Raw genomic sequence first — 19,528 nt, 5'->3', positions numbered from 1 at the left:
GGGGTCAGTTCTGGTGGGACTCGTAGTGGGCGACCGCGTCCGAGGTGCGGCCCGCGCCGTAGACCCGGAGGAACTCTGCCAGTTCGGGATGGGTCGGGGCGAGGGTGTCCGCGGCGTCGATGATGTCGCCGGCCGCCGAGACCGACCGCAGCAGCGACTGGATCTCCCGTACGACGCGCCGCACGGTCGTCGCCCCGGTCGAGGAGGTGGTCTGCGCGGTGCTGTTGAGCACCGAGCCGCCCGCCGACTTCTTGATCTCCTCCATGCGCTCGGTGGCCTCGGCGGCGCTGGCACTGCCGTCGGCGACCTGCCCGGCCAGCTCCTGCAGGGCCTGCACCCGCTGGACGACGGCGGGGTTGCCGATCTTCGCGCGCTGGCCGCTCATCAGCTGGGACAGCATGGGGGCGGACAGGCCCAGGACGTTGGCGAGCCGGGCCTGATTGAGGCCGAGATCGTCGATGAGGCGGCGGAACAGGGCTCCCAGAGGCTCCCCGTACCAGTTGCGCTGCAGCTCCCGCGCACGTGCGGTGGCTTCCTGCTGTGCTGCGTCCATGGCCTCTCCCCTGTCTCCCCAGATCGCGCTTCGCTGCCGCGAATCTCGCGAAGCATCCTACGGAGAGGCCCGCGAGCGGCGATACCCGGTCGGGGAAGGTGCCCGGCACCGGGTATCCTGAAGCGCGACGGGGCCTTAGCTCAGTTGGTAGAGCGCTGTCTTTGCATGGCAGATGTCAGGAGTTCGACTCTCCTAGGCTCCACGTCACAGAGCCCCTCCGAGCTGCGAAAACGCAGGTCGGAGGGGCTTTTGCATGCCGACTGGTGCCTGCCGGTGGCTACCGGCGCCCGTGTGTGCGCAGGGTGTGCGCCGATGTGTGTGCGGTGTGTGCGCGTCCGTACACAAGCCTCACACCGCGTCGGCCGCCCGCTTGCGGGGAGTGGGCAGCATGGTCAGGCCGCGGGGGACGAGCGTGATGCCCGGCGCGGGCCGTACCTGGCTGCCCGGCGCGGGCCGCAGCTGCCAGTGGGCGGCGACGGTGGCCAGGGCGAGGGTGGCCTCGATGACGGCGTAGATGTCGCCGATGCACTTGCGGGCGCCGCCGCCGAAGGGGACCAGGGTGCCGCGCGGGGCCGCCGCGAGGCCGGGGGCGTCCTTCCACCGGTCCGGGTCGAAGCGCTGGGGCTCGGGGTAGAGGTCCGGCCGCTGGTGGATCAGGTAGGGGCTGTAGGCGACGGTGGCGTGGGCGGGGATGAACCGGCCGTCCAGTTCGGTGTCGCAGGTGCTGGTGCGGGTGAGCAGATGGCCGGGCGGGTACAGCCGCAGGGTCTCGGTGATGATGCGCCCGGTCACCTCCAGGCGGGGCAGGTCCTCGTACGTGGCGGCGGTGCCGTCCAGCACGGTGTCGGCCTCGTGGTGCAGCTCCGCCTCGATCTCGGGGTGGCGGGCCATCAGGTGCAGGGCCCAGGCCAGGAGGCTGCCGGTGGTTTCCGTGCCCGCGAAGGAGAACGTCAGGATCTGGTCGACCAGTTCGGTGTCCGACAGCAGCCCGGCGTCCGGGTCCGCGGGGTCGCGGGCGGCCAGCAGCGCGGAGAGCAGATCGCCGTGGTCGGTGCCGGTGGCGCGGTAGTCGGCGACGATACGGCCGATGGTCTCGCGCAGACGTGCCCCGGCCTGGTTGTAGCGGCGGTTGCCCAGGACGGGCAGCCGCTGCAGCGCCGGCGGCATGAACATCCGCCGGTGGAAGCCCCGCTGCAGGGTGTTGAGGTCCTCGATCATCTCGGTGAGGGCCGTGCCGGTGAGCGTGACATCGGCGAGCATCGTGGCGACGAGGGTGCGCGCGGCGAGCGCCTGCATGTCGGTGAGTACGTCGACGGGCCGGCCCTCGCGCCAGGCGCTGGTCACGGCGGTGATCTGCTCGGTCATCACGCGCCCGTACTGGGGGAGGCGGGCGGCGTGGAAGGCGGGCTGGAGCAGGCGCCGCTGGCGTCGGTGGTGGCGGTGCGGGCAGGTGCCCAGGCCGTTGCCGAGGGTCTCGCGTACGCGGTCGAAGAGCAGCCCGCCCTTGTCGAAGGTGCGGTCGTCGACGAGCACCTGGTGGGTCAGCTCGGGGGTGCAGGCGACGTACACCCGCTGGGGGCCCAGTCTGATCTGGACCAGGTCGCCGCTGGCGGGCAGCGAGGCCAGGAAGGACAGCGGGCGGCGCAGCAGGGTGATGCCGTGGCCGAGCAGGGGGAGGGCCCCCGGTGCCGTGGGTGGCGCAATTCTGGTGTTCATGATCGCTCCGTGCTGGGACCGGCGCCGTCGTCACCAGCCAACTCGCTCGGGAGCACCACAACAACCCCGTTGGCAGGGGCGCGCGATTCGTGGGAGCGGCGCTGCGGTGGTCCGGGACACGCGTCCGGCGCGCGTAAGCGGAAGAACAACTTCCGGGCGCGCGCGATCCCTCGGACCGGCGCGCGCTGGAGTGTCGCGATACGAAGGCCCGCAGGCCCTCGGACACCCCCGTGTGCGTCCCCCGTGGACTCACTCCAGCGGCGCCGGTGAGTCCACTGTGGCAGGGCCCGGTATTTGTCCGAAAGCGCAAAAGGGCCGGGACAAAGACGCCGGACAATGATCCGGGCCCCTGCGGGAGCCGCCGCGGAGGCGCGCACACAGCAGCGGCGGGCGCCCCCGGTGTGGGGACGCCCGCCGGAAACCGGTGCCAGGACGGTGCGGGGCCGCGGGCCCTTTTGCCTGCCGGTCCTTGCCTGTGCGGCCCTTACTTCTGGCCGCCGCCGCGCTCCTCGGCCTCCGCCTCGGCCTGCTTGGCCTGTACCTCGGGGTCCAGGGAGGCGGCGTCCGCGCTGCCGTCCACCGAGGTGAGCGGCGCGCGCCCACTGACCTCGGTGGGGGCCGGCGGCTCGACCAGCCAGTCGGGGTTGGCCTGCTTGTCCCACCACTTCCAGGCGGCGACCGCGCCGCCCGCCAGGATGCCCAGCACCGCCAGGCGCTTGGCGGCCTTACCGGCCCGCGCGCGGCGCCGGTGCTTCTTGGCGAGCTTCTCGATCTCGGCGGCCGACACCTGGCCGCGCAGCGCGGCGAGTGCGGCCGTACCGCGGGACAGGGCCTGCTCGCGCACCGGCTCGGCGGCGGCCCTGGCACTGCTCACGGCGTGCTCCACGCGCGGCGCGGTGTAGTCGGCCGCCTGCCGGGCGGCCTGGCGGGTGCGCTCGGCGGCCCGGGTCGCCGCGGCGTCCACCTTGGGCGGCAGCGAGCCGCGGGCGTGCTCGATACGCGGGTGCAGACGCGTGTCGTACTGGGTGCGGGCCTGATGCGCGGCCTCGGCCACCTTGGGGGCCAGTCGGGTACGGGCCTCGTGCGCGTAGTGCACGGCGGCCTCCTTGGCCGTGCCGGCATACGGAGCTACCACCTCCGCGGCGTGCCGCACGCTGTCCTTGGCCGAACCGGTCGCGGCGCGCACGCTGTCCTTGCGGGTCACGGGATCCTCCTCCTCGGTGGCGTGTCCGGGGTATGGGGTTGTACCCCAATGTCTGCTGTGTCGCCTGTCCACCCGATTGAAGATCATGCCTGCTCATGCCGCATGGAGCATGTGCGAGCGGGCATCCGGGTCATTGGGGACCATCTGGAGCCTGTTGATGACAATGCCACGCTTTTGTGCGGCGCGCTGCGATTCGGCGCCTACTCGTTGCGGGCGGATCAGATGCGGGCAAAGTGCGGGCGAGGGGCGGGAAACGGGAAAGTACGGAGAAAGAACGGTGGAGGAAGGGGGTCCGGGGCCGTTGTGGGGTGGTGGTCGGGCACCCCGGGGGCGGTCCGTGCGAGGATCGGGAACCGTCAGTGCAGACTTATTGGAAGGTAGATCGTGGCTGAGCAGCTCTACGCCACCCTGAAGACCAATCAGGGCGACATCGAGATTCGGCTCCTGCCGAACCACGCCCCGACGACGGTCAAGAACTTCGTCGAGCTCGCCAAGGGCGAGCGCGAGTGGACCCACCCGGCGACCGGCAAGAAGTCCACGGACAAGCTGTACGACGGCACGGTCTTCCACCGTGTGATCAGCGGCTTCATGATCCAGGGCGGGGACCCGCTGGGCAACGGCACCGGCGGCCCGGGCTACGAGTTCAAGGACGAGTTCCACCCGGACCTGGCCTTCAACAAGCCCTACCTGCTGGCCATGGCCAACGCCGGCCCGGGCACCAACGGCTCGCAGTTCTTCGTGACGGTCTCCCCGACCACGTGGCTGACCGGCAAGCACACCATCTTCGGTGAGGTCACCAACGACGCGAGCAAGAAGGTCGTGGACGCCATCGCCGGCACCCAGACCAACCCGCGCACCGACCGTCCGGTCCAGGACGTCGTCATCGAGTCGGTCGTCATCGAGACGCGCGAGGGCTGATCGCCGCCGCGTCCCGCCTCAGGGAACCATCGCGCCCCGTCCGGTCGTAGACCAGGCGGGGCGGAGGTTCTTTCAGGGGGCGGATCCGGGCGGCGTGGTCATGCTCGTACGCCGCGCGGGTAGGCCATGAGCAGCGCATCCGCGCACGGGAGAGATGAGGCAGGGATGGACCAGGCGTCGAGCAGCCCGCAGGACGCGCGGGGCGAGGGCGAGGTGCCCGGCTGCTACCGCCACCCCGACCGCACCACGGGCATCCGCTGCACCCGATGTGAGCGGCCCATCTGCCCCGACTGCATGGTCAGCGCCTCGGTCGGCTTCCAGTGCCCGGACTGCGTCCGCGGCGGCAGCGGTACGGGCCATGCCCCCGAGGCCAATCAGCCCCGTACGGTCGCCGGCGGCGCGCTCACCGCGGACCCCCGGCTGATCACCAAGATCCTGCTCGGGCTGAACCTCGCGGTCTTCGTCGCGGTCCTGGCCACCGATTCCCGCATCGTGAGCGGCCTGGAGATGCTGGGGCTCGCCTTCGACCCCCAGCAGGGTCAGCTCGTCGGCGTCGCCGAGGGCGAGTGGTACCGCCTGCTGACCGCGGCGTTCCTGCACCAGCAGGTCATGCACATCGCCTTCAACATGCTCTCGCTGTGGTGGCTGGGCCCCCCGCTGGAAGCGGCGCTGGGCCGGGCCCGCTTCCTCGCGCTGTATCTGATCTCCGCGCTGGGCGGCAGCGCCCTGTCGTATCTGCTCGCCGCCCAGAACCAGCCCTCGCTGGGCGCCTCCGGCGCGATCTTCGGCCTGCTCGGCGCCACGGCCGTGCTGATGCGCCGCCTGAACTACGACATGCGGCCGGTCCTGATCCTGCTCGGCCTCAACCTGGCCATCACCTTCCTGTGGCCGGACATCGCCTGGCAGGCGCACGTCGGCGGCCTGGTGATCGGTGCCGCGGTGGCGTACGGGATGGTGCACGCGCCCCGGGAGCGCCGCGCTCTCGTGCAGGGCGCGACCTGTGCGGCGGCGCTGCTCGTGATCGTCGCGGTGGTGGGGGTACGGACCGCTCAGCTCCTGGGCTGAGCGGGTTCCGCGGCCCCTCACCGGCCCCACACAGGCCTCTCGGAGGCCCGTTGTGGGGCCGTTTCCGTACCGGTTGTCCACAGCGAGTGCCGGATCTTGTGCACGCTGTGGGGAACGGGTGTCCCGAGCCGGACGGATCTGCGTTTTCCCAGCAGGGACAAGGGGTGCGGGGCAGCCTGTGGGTGGGCTGCCGATCACACCGGCGTCAACGTCCGGGAAGTTATCCACAGATCTTCTGAAGTTTTCCCCGGCTGTGGATAACAGTGTGGATGGCCTTGGGCAGGGCTTGCGCTACTTCCACTGAGTGGATACGCCGAAGCCCACCGCGATGAAGCCGAAGCCGCACACGATGTTCCAGTTGCCCATGGAGCTGATGGGCAGCTTGCCCTCGGTCACGTAGAAGAGCACGATCCACGCCAGGCCGATCAGGAACATCGCCAGCATCAGCGGAGCGACCCAGCGGCGGCCGGAATTCAGCTTGAGACTGGTGGTCTGCTTCGCCGGCGGCGGCGTGAAGTCGTCCTTCTTGCGGATCCGTGACTTCGGCACGAGGAACTCTCCTGTCGATGCGCTGCTCCCCCACTCTCGGCTTGGCTCGAGCGGGCGGTGCCCCCATCCGCGCGGGGATATAGGGGAACGGAAAGGGCTGCCGGGCGAGGAAGCGACGGGGAGCGGTTCCTTCCCCCGGGCGTCCGTTAGCGTAGTGCTTCCGCGGCGTAGTAAGGAGTAAGGGTACGTTGAGCAATTCCGCTGACTTCCCTGACCGCCCCGCGCGCCGCCGTCTGCGGCCCCTGCGCCTGCTGACCCTGGCCGTCTTCGCGCTGGCCGGTCTGATCTTCTGGCTCAGCTTCGACACGGCCCGCGGCACGAACCTGCGCTCGGACGACTCGATGCTGCGCCTGTCGGACCTCATCCAGGAACGCAGCCAGAAGAACGGCGCCCACGACGACCGCAACGCCACCCTGCGCGAGGAGGTCGACGGCCTCGCCCAGCGCGACGACGGCAGCTCCAAGGCCGAGGACGCCAAGCTCCAGGCGCTGGAGAAGGACGCCGGCACCAAGCAGCTGCAGGGCCAGGGGCTGACCGTCACGCTCACCGACGCGCCGCCCAACGCCACCGCCAAGATCCCCGGCGTGCCCGACCCGCAGCCCAACGACCTCGTCATCCACCAGCAGGACCTCCAGGCCGTGGTCAACGCCCTGTGGCAGGGCGGCGCCAAGGGCATCAAGGTCATGGACCAGCGGCTGATCTCCACCAGCGCCGTGCGCTGCGTGGGCAACACCCTCATCCTCCAGGGCCGGGTCTACTCCCCGCCCTACAAGGTCACCGCCGTCGGCGACCGCAAGGAGCTGTCCCGGGCCCTGACCGCGGCCCCCGCGATCCAGAACTACATGCAGTACGTCAACGCCTACGGGCTCGGATGGAAAGTCGACCAGCACGAGACGGTGACTCTTCCCGGCTACTCCGGCACAGTGGATCTCCACTACGCACAGCCTGTGAAGCCGTAGACCGCGCGCCCCGCGCGCGGAGCGGAAGGGGGCGGAGCCGGAATGACGGTGCGGTCGATCGTCCGGGCGTTCAGCGAGGTCTGCGTCACCATCGGCACCCTGATCGTCCTGTTCGTCGTGTACGTCCTGCTGTGGACGGGCGTACGGGCCGACAGCGCGATGGACGGCGAGATCGGCAGACTCCAGGACCGCTGGTCCACCGGGCAGAACGCCGGGCAGGACGGCGCGCCCCCGCAGGCGCCGCCCGGCACACCCCGGCAGGCCGCCTACGAGGACGGCCGGGCCTTCGCCGTCATGTACATCCCGCGCCTGGGCGAGGACTGGGCCAAGCCCGTCCTGGAAGGCACCGCCACCGGCACCCTCAAGAAGGGCCTGGGCCACTACGACCGCACCGCCCGCCTCGGCGCCACCGGGAACTTCTCCGTCGCCGGGCACCGCCGCACCTACGGCGACCCCTTCAAGGACTTCCCCCGGCTGCGGCCCGGCGACGCGGTGGTGCTCACCGACGGCACGACCTGGTTCACCTACCGCATCGACAACCGGCCCTACACCACCGTGCCCACCGACATCGGCGTCATCGATCCCGTACCGCGCAAGTCGGGGTACGAAGGCCCCGGCCGCTATCTGACCCTGACGACCTGCGAGCCGGAGTGGGGCCACAGCCACCGGCTGATCGTCTGGGCGCATCTGGATTCCACCCAACCCGTCGCGAAGGGAAGGCCGTCGGCTTTGCCCGGCTGACCCACCAGCCCCGTGCGTCGCCCTTTAGTCTGGTGTGGCAAACGGCATCAATCGACAGACATCAACATGGTCACGGTCATCGGCAAGTAGGGGCAGCGACAGCATGTACGGCTGGATCTGGCGGCATCTGCCGGGCAACGCATGGGTGAAGGCGCTGATTTCGGCCGTGCTCGTGCTGGCGATCGTCTACGTACTGTTCCAGTACGTCTTCCCGTGGGCGGAGCCGCTGCTGCCCTTCAACGACGTCACCGTCGACGAAGGGGCGGGGGCCGGACGATGACCACACGCATTCTCGTCGTAGACAACTACGACAGCTTCGTCTTCAACCTCGTGCAGTACCTCTACCAACTGGGGGCCGAGTGCGAGGTGCTGCGCAATGACGAGGTCGAGCTCGCGCACGCCCAGGACGGCTTCGACGGGGTGCTGCTCTCCCCCGGGCCGGGCGCTCCCGAGCAGGCCGGGGTCTGCGTGGAGATGGTCCGGCACTGCGCGGCCACCGGCGTCCCGGTCTTCGGCGTGTGCCTGGGCATGCAGTCCATGGCGGTCGCCTACGGCGGGGTGGTGGACCGCGCCCCCGAGCTGCTGCACGGCAAGACGTCCCTGGTGACCCACGAGGGCACCGGCGTCTTCAGCGGCCTGCCCTCTCCCTTCACCGCCACCCGCTACCACTCCCTGGCCGCCGAACCCGCCGCGCTGCCGGGCGAACTCGAGGTCACCGCCTGGACCGAGGACGGCATCATCATGGGGCTGCGCCACCGTGAACTGTCCGTCGAGGGCGTGCAGTTCCACCCCGAGTCCGTACTGACGCAGTGGGGCCACCGCATGCTCGCCAACTGGCTGGCGGAGTGCGGCGACACCTCGGCCGTGGAGCGTTCGACGGGGCTCGCCCCGGTGGTCGGCAAGGCCGGCGCGTGACCGCCCTGCGCCCCGAGCGCGAAGGGCAGGACCACGAGCCGCGGGACCCGTACGGCGGGTACGCGGACGATGCCGCCTTCGAGGAGGCCGTGGGACAGCTGGCGGACCCGCTCAACGACCCGCTCCCTGGGCAGCGGGCCGCCGAGGCGCCCCGCCCGCAGCAGCCGGAGCACCGCCAGCCCCGGCCGCCGCGCTTCGTACGGGAGGAGACGCAGCCCGCTCAGACGGCCGGACAGCGCACCGCACCGCCGCGGCAGGCCGCCCCGCAGCCGGAGCAAGCGGCCGGGACGCAGGGCTCCCCGTGGTTCCGGCCGCACCAGCAGCCCGTGGCCCCGGCCGCGCCGGTCTCCTACGCGCAGGGCCCCGCCCCGGGCCTGGACCCGCAGACCGATCCGTACGAGCCCATAGCCGCCCCCGCCTCCATACCGGAGCCCGTACCCGGCCCCGCCCCGTCCCCCGAACCGCCGCTGGACGACGCGACCATGGCGCTGCGGCAGGCAACGCAGACCGAGGAGGCCGAGGGGGACACCGGCACCTCCGCCGGGCCGGACGACGAGCGTGTGCGGGACACCGTTTCACGTGAAACCGAGACGGCCGTGCCGACCGGGGGACGCGCCGCCCGGCGCAAGGCGGCCAAGCGGGGCGGCAGGCGAGCCCGAAACGGCGCCGGATCCCCGGCCGCCGAGAAGCCCGCCGCGAGCACCGCCCCCATGACCCGCATGGAGGCCCGCCGGGCCGCGAAGGCACGCAAGGACAGCCCCAGCGTCATCGCCAGCCGCGCGGTGGGAGAGCTGTTCATCACCCTCGGCGTGCTGATGCTGCTGTTCGTCACCTACCAGCTGTGGTGGACCAATGTGCTGGCCCACCAGGAGGCGGGCGGCGAGGCCGACAACCTGCAGCAGCAGTGGGACGGCGGCGGTGCGCCGGACCGCTCGGCGGGCGCCTTCTCGCCCGGCCAGGGCTTCGCGATCATGTACATCCCCAAGCTGGACGTGAAGGTCCCCGTCGCCGAGGGCATCAGCAAGAACGGCGTGCTGGACAAGGGCATGGTCGGTCACTACGGCGAGGGCAAGCTCAAGACGGCGATGCCCTGGGACAAGAAGGGCAACTTCGCGGTGGGCGGCCACCGCAACACCCATGGCGAGCCCTTCCGTTACGTCAACAAGCTCGTGAAGGGCGACAAGATCGTCGTCGAGACGCGGGACACGTTCTACACCTACGAAATGGCCGGCATCCTCCCGCAGACCTCCCCCAGCAACGTCGCGGTGATCGATCCCGTACCGACCGGCTCCGGATTCACCGGACCGGGCCGTTACATCACCCTGACGACCTGCACCCCGGAGTTCACCAGTACGTATCGAATGATCGTCTGGGGCAAGATGGTCGAGGAGCGGCCGCGGAGCAAGGGCAAGCCGGACGCGCTCGTCAGCTGAGCGAGGTAAGAGGGGTACTACGCGGTGACTGCCACCGGACACGACGAGGACACCGGCCCGTCCGCGCCGTCGCCTCGGCCTCGCCAGGTACGCAGGCGCATCGCCGCCGTCGTCAGCGTCATCGGCGAGCTGCTGATCACCGCGGGCCTGATCCTGGGGCTCTTCGTCGCCTACTCGCTGTGGTGGACCAACGTCCTGGCCGACCGCGAGGCGGGCAAGGAGGGTGACAAGGTGCGTCAGCACTGGGCCAAGGACACCGGCCCCGGCGCCCTGGACACCAAGGACGGCATCGGCTTCCTGCACGTACCGGCCATGAAGAACGGCGAGGTGCTGGTCAAGAAGGGCACCGACGCCAAGACGCTGAACGCCGGTGTGGCCGGCTACTACACCGAGCCGGTCAAGTCGGCGCTGCCGCAGGACAAGAAGGGCAACTTCACCCTCGCCGCGCACCGCGACGGCCACGGCGCGAAGTTCCACAACATCGACAAGCTCAAGGACGGCGACCCGATCGTCTTCGAGTCCAAGGACACCTGGTACATCTACAAGGTCTACGCGACCCTGCCGGAGACCACGAAGTACAACGTCGAGGTCCTGGACCCGGTGCCCAAGGAGTCCGGCAAGCGCAAGCCGGGCCGCTTCATCACCCTGACGACCTGCACCCCGGTCTACACCTCCACCTACCGCTACATCGTGTGGGGCGAGCTGGAACGCACCGAGAAGGTCGACGCCGACCGCACACCCCCCAAGGAACTGCGCTAGCGACCCAGGTACGGGAAAGCCCCGGGGCCCTCAACGGGCTTCCGGGGCTTTCGCGTTGACCAGGGTGGGTGCTGCTGCCTCAGTGGCGCCGACCCCACGGGCCGCTGATGAAGCCGCCGTCGTCCTCGCCGCCGGAGTCGCTGTCGCCCCCGCCGGTGCCGGGCATCGTGACGAGGTTGACGGGGGTGTTCTTGGCGACCTGCTGGCCGGTGCCCGGCTGGGACGCCACCACGGTGGCGTTGTCGTCCGACGGGCCGGTGACGCTGCCCACGGCCAGACCCAGGTCTGTCAGGGCCTTCTTGGCGTCCTTGAGCTTGGAGTTGCGCAGCTCGGGGACCGCGACCTTCTCCTCGGCGGCGGCCTTGCCGACGGTGAGGGTGACCGTGGAGCCCTTCTTGGCCGGGGTGTTGCCGTCCGGGCTCTGCTTGATGACCTTGCCGACCTGGTTCGGATCGGAGGTCTCCTCCTCGGTCTTGCTGACGTTGAAGCCGAGGTCGGAGAGCTGCTTGGAGGCCTTGGCGAAGTCCTGGCCCGTGACGACGGGGACGTTCTGCTTCTCCTCCGCCCTGGCGACGGTCAGCGTGATCGTCGCGTCCTTGGCCTGCTCGGACTGCGGATCGGGGTCCTGCTTGATGACCACGCCGGGCGTCTGGGAGGAGATCTCGGTGGTCTGCTCGACGTTCTTGAAGCCCTTGTCGGCCAGCATCGACTTGGCCTTGTCGAAGGTGTAGCCCTTCACGTCGGGGACCGCGACCTTCTCCGGCCCCGAGCACAGCGTGACCGTGACCGTGCCGTCCTTCTCGATCATCGTGCCGGCCTTCGGGGCCTGCGCGCTGATCTGGCCCTTCTTGACGTCCTCGCAGGGCTTGGTCTCGCCCTCGGCGACCTTGAAGGAGCCGTTGGTGCCCTGCGCCTTGGCGCCCGAGAGGGAGTCGCCGACGAGGCTGGGGACCTTCACCTTGCTGTCGGGCTTGTTGCCGCTGAACATCGCCTTGCCGATGAAGACCGCGCCGACCAGCACGAGGATGCCCGCCACGATCAGCAGGATCGTGGAGGTGTGGCTCTTCTTCTGGCCGCCTCCACGGCGCCGGTCGGGCCGGTCCTCGTAGGCGCCGTCGTCCGGGTTGGCCGGCGGCAGCATGGCGGTCTTCGCGCCTGCCGGGTCCTGGGGACGCAGCATCGCGGTGGGCTGGTCCTGGTCGAAGCCCACCGCGCCCATGGCCGCGGTGGCCGCCACCGGCTGGCCGTCCAGCGCCGCCTCGATGTCGGCGCGCATCTCATCCGCCGACTGATAGCGGTAGTCGGGGTCCTTGACCAGCGCCTTCAGGACGATGGCGTCCATCTCGGGCGTGATCTCGGGGTCGAAGGTGCTCGGCGGGTTCGGCTCTTCCCGTACGTGCTGATAGGCGACCGCGACCGGGGAGTCGCCGACGAAGGGGGGCCGGACCGTGAGCAGCTCGTAGAGCAGACAGCCGGTGGAGTACAGGTCCGAGCGTGCGTCGACCTGCTCGCCCTTGGCCTGCTCCGGGGAGAGGTACTGGGCGGTGCCGATGACGGCCGCGGTCTGCGTCATCGTCATGCCGGCGTCGCCCATCGCGCGGGCGATGCCGAAGTCCATGACCTTGACCTGGCCGGTGCGCGTCAGCATGACGTTGGCCGGCTTGATGTCGCGGTGCACGATGTTGTTGCGGTGCGAGTACTCCAGGGCCTGGAGGATGCCGACCGTCATTTCCAGCGAGCGCTCGGGCAGCAGCTTGCGGCCGGAGTGCAGCAGCTCACGCAGCGTGGAGCCGTCGACGTACTCCATGACGATGTACGGGATCGAGACACCGTCGACGTAGTCCTCGCCGGTGTCGTACACCGCGACGATCGCCGGGTGGTTCAGCGAGGCGGCCGACTGGGCCTCACGGCGGAACCGGGCCTGGAAGGACGGATCGCGGGCGAGGTCCACCCGGAGCGTCTTCACCGCCACGGTGCGGCCGAGCCGGGTGTCATGGGCGAGGTAGACCTCGGCCATGCCACCGCGGCCGAGCACCGAGCCCAGCTCGTACCGGCCGCCGAGGCGACGCGGCTCTTCCATAAGCTTCTCCAGCCCTCTCCGTCAGTCCCGACCGCACCCGTGTGTGGTCCGGCGGTGTGCTGTTCGGGCATACCGTACCCGGCACGCCACATGGGACCCGGACGCGACCGGCACCTGATATGCGACCGGTATTGGCGTGACCGGGGTCACTTCTTACCGTCCAGCACCGCCTCCATGACGGCCTTGGCGATGGGTGCGGAGAGCCTGCCGCCCGCGATGTCGTCGCGCAGGGTGTCCGAGCTCTCCACGACGACGGCGACCGCCACCGGCGTGCCCTTGTCGGTCTTGGCGTAGGAGATGAACCAGGCGTACGGGTTGTCCTTGTTGTTCTCACCGTGCTGGGCGGTACCCGTCTTGCCGCCGACGGTGATGCCTCCCCCGATCTGGGCGGCCTTGCCGGTGCCGTCCTTGACGACGGTCTCCATGGCCTGCTGGAGCTGCTGGGCGTTCTCCGGCTTCAGCGGCCGGCTCAGCTCCTCGGGGGTGTGCTGCTGGATGACGTTGAGGTTCGGCGCGACCAGCTGCTCGACCATGTACGGCTTCATCAGGGTGCCGCCGTTGGCGATGGCCGCGGTGATCATCGCCATCTGCAGCGGGGTGGCGCGGTTGGAGGCCTGCCCGATGCCGGCCATCGCGTTCTGCGGCCGGTTGTCGACGGGGTAGACGGACTCCGCGGCCCGCACCGGGGTGTCGATCTCGGGGTGGTTGAAGCCGAACTTCTCGGCCTCGGCCTTCATCTTCTTGTTGCCGAGGTCGTCGCTCATCTTGCCGAAGACGGTGTTGCACGAGACCCGCAGCGCCTCGCGCATCGTGGCGTTCTCGCACGGCAGGTTGCCCTCGTTGTGCAGCTCCTTGACGGACAGCGGCAGCTTCCAGGGCAGCGGGGAGTTCGTCTTGTCGTCGATGTTCTTGTAGAGGCCGTTCTCCAGCGCGGCGGCGGCGGTGACGACCTTGAAGGTGGAACCCGGCGGGTAGGTCTGGCGCAGCGCCCGGTTGAGCATCGGGTCGCTGTCGTCGTTCTTCTTCAGCAGCGCGTTGTACGCCTTGGAGTCCTTGTCGCTCATCCCCGCGAACGTGGACGGGTCGTAGGAGGGCTTGCTGACCAGGGCCAGGATCGCGCCGGTCTCCGGGTTGATCGCGGCGACCGCGCCCTTCTTGTCGCCCAGGCCGTCGTAGGCGGCCTTCTGGGCCTTGGCGTCCAGCGTGGTGACGACGTCGCCGCCCTTTTGCTTGCCGCCGGTGAACATGTCGACCGTACGGCTGAAGAAGAGCTTGTCGTCGGTGCCGGTCAGGATGCCGTCGTTGAGCTTCTCCAGCTGGTTGGCGCCGAAGGCCTGGGAGGCGTACCCGGTGACCGGCGCCCACATGGGGCCGTCCTTGTAGGTGCGCTTGTACTTGAAGTCGCCGAAGTCGGTGACGGTGGAGCCGGTGACGGCCTTGCCGTCCACGATGATGTTGCCGCGCGGTTTGGCGTAGCGCTCGATGGCCACGCGCCGGTTGCGGTCGTCGTTCTTCAGGGCGTCCGCCTGGACGAACTGCACCCAGTTGACGCGTACCAGCAGGGCCAGAACCAGCAGGCCGCAGAAGATCGCGACCCGGCGCAGCGGCTTGTTCACGGACGGACCACCTGGGTCATCTCGGCGTCGGGGGAGGGCGCCGGCGCGGGTGCGGGGCGGCGCGCGGTGTCGCTGATCCGCAGCAGGATCGCGACCAGCGCCCAGTTGGCGATCACGGAGGAGCCGCCCTGGGCGAGGAAGGGCATCGTCATGCCGGTGAGCGGGATCAGGCCGGTGACGCCGCCGGCGACGACGAAGACCTGCAGGGCGAAGGCGCCGGAGAGCCCGATGGCCAGCAGCTTGCCGAACGGGTCGCGGGCCGCGAGCGCGGTGCGGATACCGCGCTGGATGAGCAGGCCGTACAGCAGCAGGATCGCCATCAGGCCGGCCAGGCCCAGCTCCTCGCCGACGGTGGCGAGGATGTAGTCGCTCTTGGTGGCGATGCCGCCGATGAGGCGGGAGAAGCCCTGGCCGAGGCCGGAGCCGAGGATGCCGCCGGAGCCGAAGGAGTACATGGCGTTGGCGGTCTCGGTCACACCGCACTGGTCGGGGGCCGAGCACTGCAGCTCGAGGGGGTTGAGCCAGTTGTGGACACGCGACTGGACGTGCGACTCGAAGGTGGCCACCGCCACCGCGCCGCCCGCCGAGAGCAGCAGGCCGAAGACGATCCAGCTGGTCCGCTCGGTGGCGACGTACAGCATGATCACGAAGAGGCCGAAGAAGAGCAGCGAGGTGCCCAGGTCGGTCTCGAAGACCAGGATCATCAGGCTGATCGCCCAGATGACCAGGATCGGGCCCAGGTCGCGGCCGCGCGGGAGGTACAGGCCCATGAAGCGGCGGCTGGCCAGGGCCAGGGCGTCGCGCTTGACCATCAGGTAGCCGGCGAAGAAGACGGTGATGATGATCTTGGCGAACTCGCCGGGCTGCAGCGATCCGACCGGGGTCTGGATCCAGATCTTGGCGCCGTTGACGCCGGGGAAGAACATCGGGGCGGCCAGCAGGACCAGCGCCACGACCATGGAGATGTAGGTGTAGCGCTGCAGGACGCGGTGGTCCTTGAGGAAGACCAGGACGGCCAGGAACAGCGCGATGCCCAGCGTGGACCACATCAGCTGTCCGGGGGCCATGGCGCCGCCCAGCTTGGGTGTGCTGATGGACGGCTCCTGGTCCAGGCGCCAGATGAACACCAGGCCCAGGCCGTTCAGGAGCACGGCCAGCGGCAGCATCAGCGGGTCGGCGTACGGTGCCCACTTGCGCACGACCAGGTGCGTGATGCCCGCCAGCAGCACCAGGCCCAGCGCGTAGCCGAGCACGCCGGCGGGGACCGACCCGTCCTTGGCCAGGCCGACGTTGATGTAGGCGAACACCGGGATCAGCACCGCGAAGACGAGCATCGCCAGCTCGGTGTTGCGGCGGCTCGGTGGCGCGAAGGTACCGATCGTGGTTGTGGTGGTACTGCTCATGAGATCTACGGCCCCCTACGCCCTCACTGCTGGGTGCTGCAATTCTTCTCCAGCTTCTGCTGCTCCTCGGACGGGGCCTGGCCGGAGGTGGTCGGTGTGGGTGTGGGCGCGGTGGTGGCCAGGCTCGCGAGCGTGCCGGCCTCGGCGCCGGCGCCGGGCTTCTGGGTGGTGCCGGGCTTGCCGGGGGTCCCGGGCTTCTGCCCGGCCGTACCGCCGGCCTGGCCCTCGCCCTTTTCGCGGGCGGCGTCGCGCTCGGCCGTCTCGCGCTGTTCCTTGGACTTGCAGGCGTTGGCCTGCCGGCCCAGTTCGGCTACCCGCTCAAGGGCCTGGTTGCGGCCGTCGGCGGCGATCGTCTCCTTGACCTGGGTGCGCTGCCACACCGGTAGGTACTTGAGTTCGATCTCGGGGTGGTCCTCGTCGACCTTGTTGAGCTTGATCCACGCCAGGTCCTGGCTGATGCCCTGATAGAGCGCGACGTGGTCGTCCTTGGCACCGACGAAGTACTGGGTCTGGGTCCAGCGGTAGCCCGCGTACAGCCCGCCGCCGACCACGGCCAGCGCCAGCGCGATGATCAGCGAACGCTTGATCCACTTACCGCGCCGCTCGGGCTTGATGTACTCCTCGTCCATGAACGCGCCGAAGGAGCCCTGCGCAGGGCCCCCGACGTCCGGTCCGCCGCTTCCGGGCGGGCCGAACGCGCCTCCTGGGGGCGGCGGTACGTCCCGGTGGCGCCCCAGTTCGGCGGCGCGGGCCGCCGGGGTCTGGAGCGTGGAGGGGTCGCTGAGCTGCTGCTGGTTCTCCGCGACCGCGCCGACGATGACGGGGGTGTCGTTGAGCTGCCCCGCCAGGGTGTCGGTGACGTCCACGTCCAGCACGTCGGCGACGATGCAGGTGATGTTGTCCGGGCCGCCGCCGCGCAGCGCGAGCTGGATGAGCTCCTGCACCGTCTCGTGCGGGCCGTGGTAGCTGGCGAGGGTCTCTTCCAGCGTCTGGTGGCTGACCACTCCGGACAGGCCGTCCGAGCAGATCAGATAGCGGTCCCCGGCGCGCACCTCCCGGATGGAGAGGTCCGGTTCGACGTGGTCGCCGCTGCCCAGCGCGCGCATCAGCAAGGAGCGCTGCGGGTGGGTGGTGGCTTCCTCTTCGGTGATCCGGCCCTCGTCGACCAGGCGCTGTACCCAGGTGTGGTCCTGGGTGATCTGGGTGAGGACGCCGTCGCGCAGCAGATAGGCGCGGGAGTCGCCGACGTGGACGAGGCCGAGCCGCTGCCCGGTCCACAAAAGGGCGGTGAGCGTGGTGCCCATGCCCTCCAGCTGCGGGTCCTCCTCGACCATCACGCGCAGCTGGTCGTTGGCGCGCTGTACGGCGGTGCCGAGCGAGGTGAGGATGTCGGAGCCCGGGACGTCGTCGTCGAGCTGGACGAGGGTGGAGATCACCTCGGAGGAGGCGACCTCACCGGCGGCCTGGCCGCCCATGCCGTCGGCGATGGCGAGCAGCCGGGGGCCGGCGTAGCCGGAGTCCTCGTTGCCTTCCCGGATCATGCCCTTGTGCGATCCGGCGGCGAAGCGCAGTGACAGACTCATGCGCACCTCGCCCGTCGGCTCCGGGTACATCCGCACGGTGCCCACCCTCCGGTCGGGAGCACGCCCGGGTCCGTCGAGTGGACCGCCGCGGCTCGCTCGCTCCGCTCGCGCTCTTTCATGACGTAGCACTACTTCCGCAGCTCGATGACGGTCTTGCCGATGCGGATCGGGGCACCCAACGGAATCGGTGTCGGGGTCGTGAGCCGGGTCCGGTCGAGATAAGTGCCGTTGGTGGACCCGAGATCCTCGACGATCCACTGGCCGTCTCGGTCCGGGTAGATCCTGGCATGCCTGCTGGAGGCGTAGTCGTCGTCCAGCACGATCGTGGAGTCGTGCGCCCGGCCCAGGGTGATGGTCTGGCCCTGGAGAGCGACGGTGGTGCCCGTCAATGTGCCCTCCGAGACCACCAGCTTTGTGGGGGCTCCCCGGCGCTGACGGTTGTTGCCGCGGCCGCTTTCCTGGCGGCGCTGCTGTGGTGGCGCGGCGGCCTGGCGCTGCGTCGTACGGGCCTCCTGCCCGCCGCGCCGGGCGGCACCGCGCTGTGTGACGCGCGTGCCGAACAGATCGCTGCGGATGACCTGTACGGCCACGATGACGAACAGCCACAGTACGGCGAGGAAACCCAACCGCATGACCGTGAGGGTCAGCTCTGACATTGCCCCCGCTTCACCCTTCGGCTTGCCGGTAAACGATGGTGGTACTGCCCACGACGATCCGCGAGCCGTCGCGGAGATTAGCGCGGGTGGTGTGTTGCCCGTCCACCACGATGCCGTTGGTCGAACCCAGATCCTGGACCGTGGGGGGCGTTCCGACCCGGATCTCGCAGTGGCGACGGGACACCCCCGGGTCGTCGATGCGCACATCCGCCTCGGTGCTGCGGCCCAGGACCATCGTCGGGCGGGAGATCTGGTGGCGGGTGCCGTTGATCTCGATCCAGCGCCGGGTCTGGGCGTAGGGCTGCGGACCGGCGCCGGCGGGCGGTGCGGTACGGGGAGCGGGGTGCGCGCCGGGCGGCGGCGCGGACGGCATGGGGGGCGGGCCCACATGGCCGCCGGAGGGGGCGGGACGGGGAGCGGTGGGGCGCTGGGCCGCGGCGGCCTGGCCGGGGCTTTCCTGGGACGTGCTGGAGGCCAGGGTGCGGCTGCGCACGCGGTACAGACCCGTGTCCAGGTCCTCCGCCTTCTCCAGGTGCACCTTGATGGGGCCCATGAAGGTGTAGCGCTGCTGCTTGGCGTAGTCGCGGACCATGCCGGAGAGCTCGTCGCCGAGCTGGCCGCTGTAAGGGCTCAGGCGCTCGTAGTCGGGGGTGCTCAGTTCGACGATGAAGTCGTTCGGGACGACCGTGCGGTCGCGGTTCCAGATGGTGGCGTTGTTGTCGCACTCGCGCTGGAGGGCGCCGGCGATCTCGACGGGCTGCACCTCGGACTTGAACACCTTGGCGAAGGTGCCGTTGACGAGACCTTCGAGTCGCTGCTCGAAGCGCTTCAGTACTCCCACGGGGCACCTCCTTCCTCAGTCTTCGTCGGGGTCGTCCTGATACTGCTTACTGATCGTATCCACGCGTCGGGAAATCGGCTGGTTCCCCTTTCCCGCCTTAGGGACGAGTGTCGCCCCTCACAAGGTTGCCCACCGGTCCTGAGTGCTTGCTCACTGCGATCGTAGATGTGCCCCGCTGACAGTGTCCCGCAACCGCCGCTCTCTCCTACCGTGCGGGGGCGCACGGATCCCGGGGGCGGGTGCGGCGGACGCGGGGGGAGTCAGGACGGAACAAGGGCGCCGGGGTGCGGTCGAGGTGGGCCGGACGGAAGGCATGTGAAGTCACCCCCGACAGCGTGCTAATGTTCTGCATGTCGGAAGGCGCTCGCACAAGACCCGGACGGACCAGTCCGGAGGGCGTGAGAGAATCTAAAGACAACACCCATGCGCGGGTGGCGGAATAGGCAGACGCGCTGGATTCAGGTTCCAGTGCCCGAAAGGGCGTGGGGGTTCAACTCCCCCCTCGCGCACAGAGTCGAGGGGGGGGGGGGGGGGGGG

At 69.9% G+C, this 19,528-nt stretch carries 18 protein-coding genes and 2 tRNA genes; 10 read left to right on the top strand and 10 right to left on the bottom strand.

Going from position 1 to position 19,528, the window contains the following annotated elements:
• Positions 1–4: 4 nt before the first annotated feature.
• On the bottom strand, positions 5–553 hold the full coding sequence (locus AC4IJH_RS21535) for a helix-turn-helix domain-containing protein (RefSeq protein ID WP_490853435.1): 549 nt from the start codon (positions 551–553) through the stop codon (positions 5–7).
• A 129-nt stretch (positions 554–682) separates the two neighbouring features.
• On the opposite strand from AC4IJH_RS21535, the gene AC4IJH_RS21530 reads away from it, so the two are divergent.
• Positions 683–755 (top strand) — tRNA-Ala (locus AC4IJH_RS21530).
• Between the two features lie 146 nt (positions 756–901).
• On the opposite strand, the gene AC4IJH_RS21525 is transcribed toward AC4IJH_RS21530, so the two are convergent.
• Positions 902–2,269, bottom strand: coding sequence for a cytochrome P450 (locus AC4IJH_RS21525; RefSeq protein ID WP_490853434.1), 1,368 nt, complete (start codon positions 2,267–2,269; stop codon positions 902–904).
• A 484-nt stretch (positions 2,270–2,753) separates the two neighbouring features.
• Positions 2,754–3,473, bottom strand: a complete 720-nt coding sequence (locus AC4IJH_RS21520; RefSeq protein WP_490853433.1) for a DUF5324 family protein — start codon at positions 3,471–3,473, stop codon at positions 2,754–2,756.
• 384 nt (positions 3,474–3,857) lie between these two features.
• On the opposite strand from AC4IJH_RS21520, the gene AC4IJH_RS21515 reads away from it, so the two are divergent.
• Positions 3,858–4,391, top strand: coding sequence for a peptidylprolyl isomerase (locus AC4IJH_RS21515; RefSeq protein WP_490853432.1), 534 nt, complete (start codon positions 3,858–3,860; stop codon positions 4,389–4,391).
• A gap of 165 nt (positions 4,392–4,556) precedes the next feature.
• Positions 4,557–5,456 carry a rhomboid family intramembrane serine protease gene (locus tag AC4IJH_RS21510; protein WP_490853431.1) on the top strand — a complete coding sequence of 300 codons (900 nt, stop codon included), beginning with the start codon at positions 4,557–4,559 and terminating at the stop codon, positions 5,454–5,456.
• Positions 5,457–5,747: 291 nt separating this feature from the next.
• Here the strand turns inward: AC4IJH_RS21510 and crgA are convergent, their stop codons facing one another.
• Entirely contained in the window at positions 5,748–6,005 is a 258-nt protein-coding gene (crgA, locus tag AC4IJH_RS21505; RefSeq protein WP_490853430.1) for a cell division protein CrgA, read from the bottom strand.
• A 188-nt stretch (positions 6,006–6,193) separates the two neighbouring features.
• Here crgA and AC4IJH_RS21500 point away from each other — a divergent pair, with 188 nt between their 5' ends.
• The 6 genes from AC4IJH_RS21500 (at position 6,194) to AC4IJH_RS21475 (ending at position 10,812) form a co-directional block, all read left to right on the top strand.
• Positions 6,194–6,964: a DUF881 domain-containing protein gene (locus AC4IJH_RS21500; RefSeq protein ID WP_490853429.1), complete on the top strand. Its 771-nt coding sequence runs from the start codon at positions 6,194–6,196 to the stop codon at positions 6,962–6,964.
• Between the two features lie 42 nt (positions 6,965–7,006).
• Positions 7,007–7,705 carry a class E sortase gene (locus AC4IJH_RS21495; RefSeq protein ID WP_490853428.1) on the top strand — a complete coding sequence of 233 codons (699 nt, stop codon included), beginning with the start codon at positions 7,007–7,009 and terminating at the stop codon, positions 7,703–7,705.
• Between the two features lie 103 nt (positions 7,706–7,808).
• On the top strand, positions 7,809–7,985 hold the full coding sequence (locus AC4IJH_RS21490) for a hypothetical protein (RefSeq protein WP_490853427.1): 177 nt from the start codon (positions 7,809–7,811) through the stop codon (positions 7,983–7,985).
• Entirely contained in the window at positions 7,982–8,620 is a 639-nt protein-coding gene (locus tag AC4IJH_RS21485) for an aminodeoxychorismate/anthranilate synthase component II (protein WP_490853426.1), read from the top strand. The genes AC4IJH_RS21490 and AC4IJH_RS21485 overlap by 4 nt, the downstream gene beginning before the upstream one ends.
• The gene (locus AC4IJH_RS21480; protein ID WP_490853425.1) at positions 8,617–10,053 is read left to right on the top strand and encodes a class E sortase; all 1,437 of its coding nucleotides are present in this window, start codon (positions 8,617–8,619) and stop codon (positions 10,051–10,053) included. Before AC4IJH_RS21485 ends, AC4IJH_RS21480 begins: the two co-directional genes overlap by 4 nt.
• A gap of 24 nt (positions 10,054–10,077) precedes the next feature.
• The gene (locus tag AC4IJH_RS21475; protein ID WP_490853424.1) at positions 10,078–10,812 is read left to right on the top strand and encodes a class E sortase; all 735 of its coding nucleotides are present in this window, start codon (positions 10,078–10,080) and stop codon (positions 10,810–10,812) included.
• Between the two features lie 79 nt (positions 10,813–10,891).
• On the opposite strand, the gene pknB is transcribed toward AC4IJH_RS21475, so the two are convergent.
• The 6 genes from pknB to AC4IJH_RS21445 all read right to left on the bottom strand — a co-directional run bounded on the left by pknB (position 10,892) and on the right by AC4IJH_RS21445 (position 18,991).
• A complete protein-coding gene (pknB, locus tag AC4IJH_RS21470) occupies positions 10,892–12,892 on the bottom strand; it encodes a Stk1 family PASTA domain-containing Ser/Thr kinase (protein WP_490853423.1) in 2,001 nt (666 codons plus the stop codon).
• Between the two features lie 146 nt (positions 12,893–13,038).
• Positions 13,039–14,508 carry a peptidoglycan D,D-transpeptidase FtsI family protein gene (locus AC4IJH_RS21465; protein WP_490853422.1) on the bottom strand — a complete coding sequence of 490 codons (1,470 nt, stop codon included), beginning with the start codon at positions 14,506–14,508 and terminating at the stop codon, positions 13,039–13,041.
• Positions 14,505–15,911, bottom strand: coding sequence for an FtsW/RodA/SpoVE family cell cycle protein (locus AC4IJH_RS21460; protein WP_490853421.1), 1,407 nt, complete (start codon positions 15,909–15,911; stop codon positions 14,505–14,507). The genes AC4IJH_RS21465 and AC4IJH_RS21460 overlap by 4 nt, the downstream gene beginning before the upstream one ends.
• 23 nt (positions 15,912–15,934) lie before the next feature.
• Positions 15,935–17,494 (bottom strand): PP2C family protein-serine/threonine phosphatase, encoded by a 1,560-nt coding sequence (locus tag AC4IJH_RS21455; protein WP_490853420.1) that lies wholly within the window; start codon positions 17,492–17,494, stop codon positions 15,935–15,937.
• Between the two features lie 128 nt (positions 17,495–17,622).
• Positions 17,623–18,150, bottom strand: a complete 528-nt coding sequence (locus AC4IJH_RS21450) for an FHA domain-containing protein FhaB/FipA (RefSeq protein ID WP_490853419.1) — start codon at positions 18,148–18,150, stop codon at positions 17,623–17,625.
• A 10-nt stretch (positions 18,151–18,160) separates the two neighbouring features.
• The gene (locus AC4IJH_RS21445; RefSeq protein ID WP_490853418.1) at positions 18,161–18,991 is read right to left on the bottom strand and encodes an FHA domain-containing protein; all 831 of its coding nucleotides are present in this window, start codon (positions 18,989–18,991) and stop codon (positions 18,161–18,163) included.
• 425 nt (positions 18,992–19,416) lie between these two features.
• On the opposite strand from AC4IJH_RS21445, the gene AC4IJH_RS21440 reads away from it, so the two are divergent.
• Positions 19,417–19,500, top strand: a tRNA-Leu gene (locus tag AC4IJH_RS21440).
• Positions 19,501–19,528: the final 28 nt, after the last annotated feature.

It is taken from the genome of Streptomyces sp. UF-297, assembly GCF_058245575.1.
The sequence above is the reverse complement of the archived record's forward strand: the minus strand, read 5'-3'. Positions and strand labels throughout refer to the sequence as shown.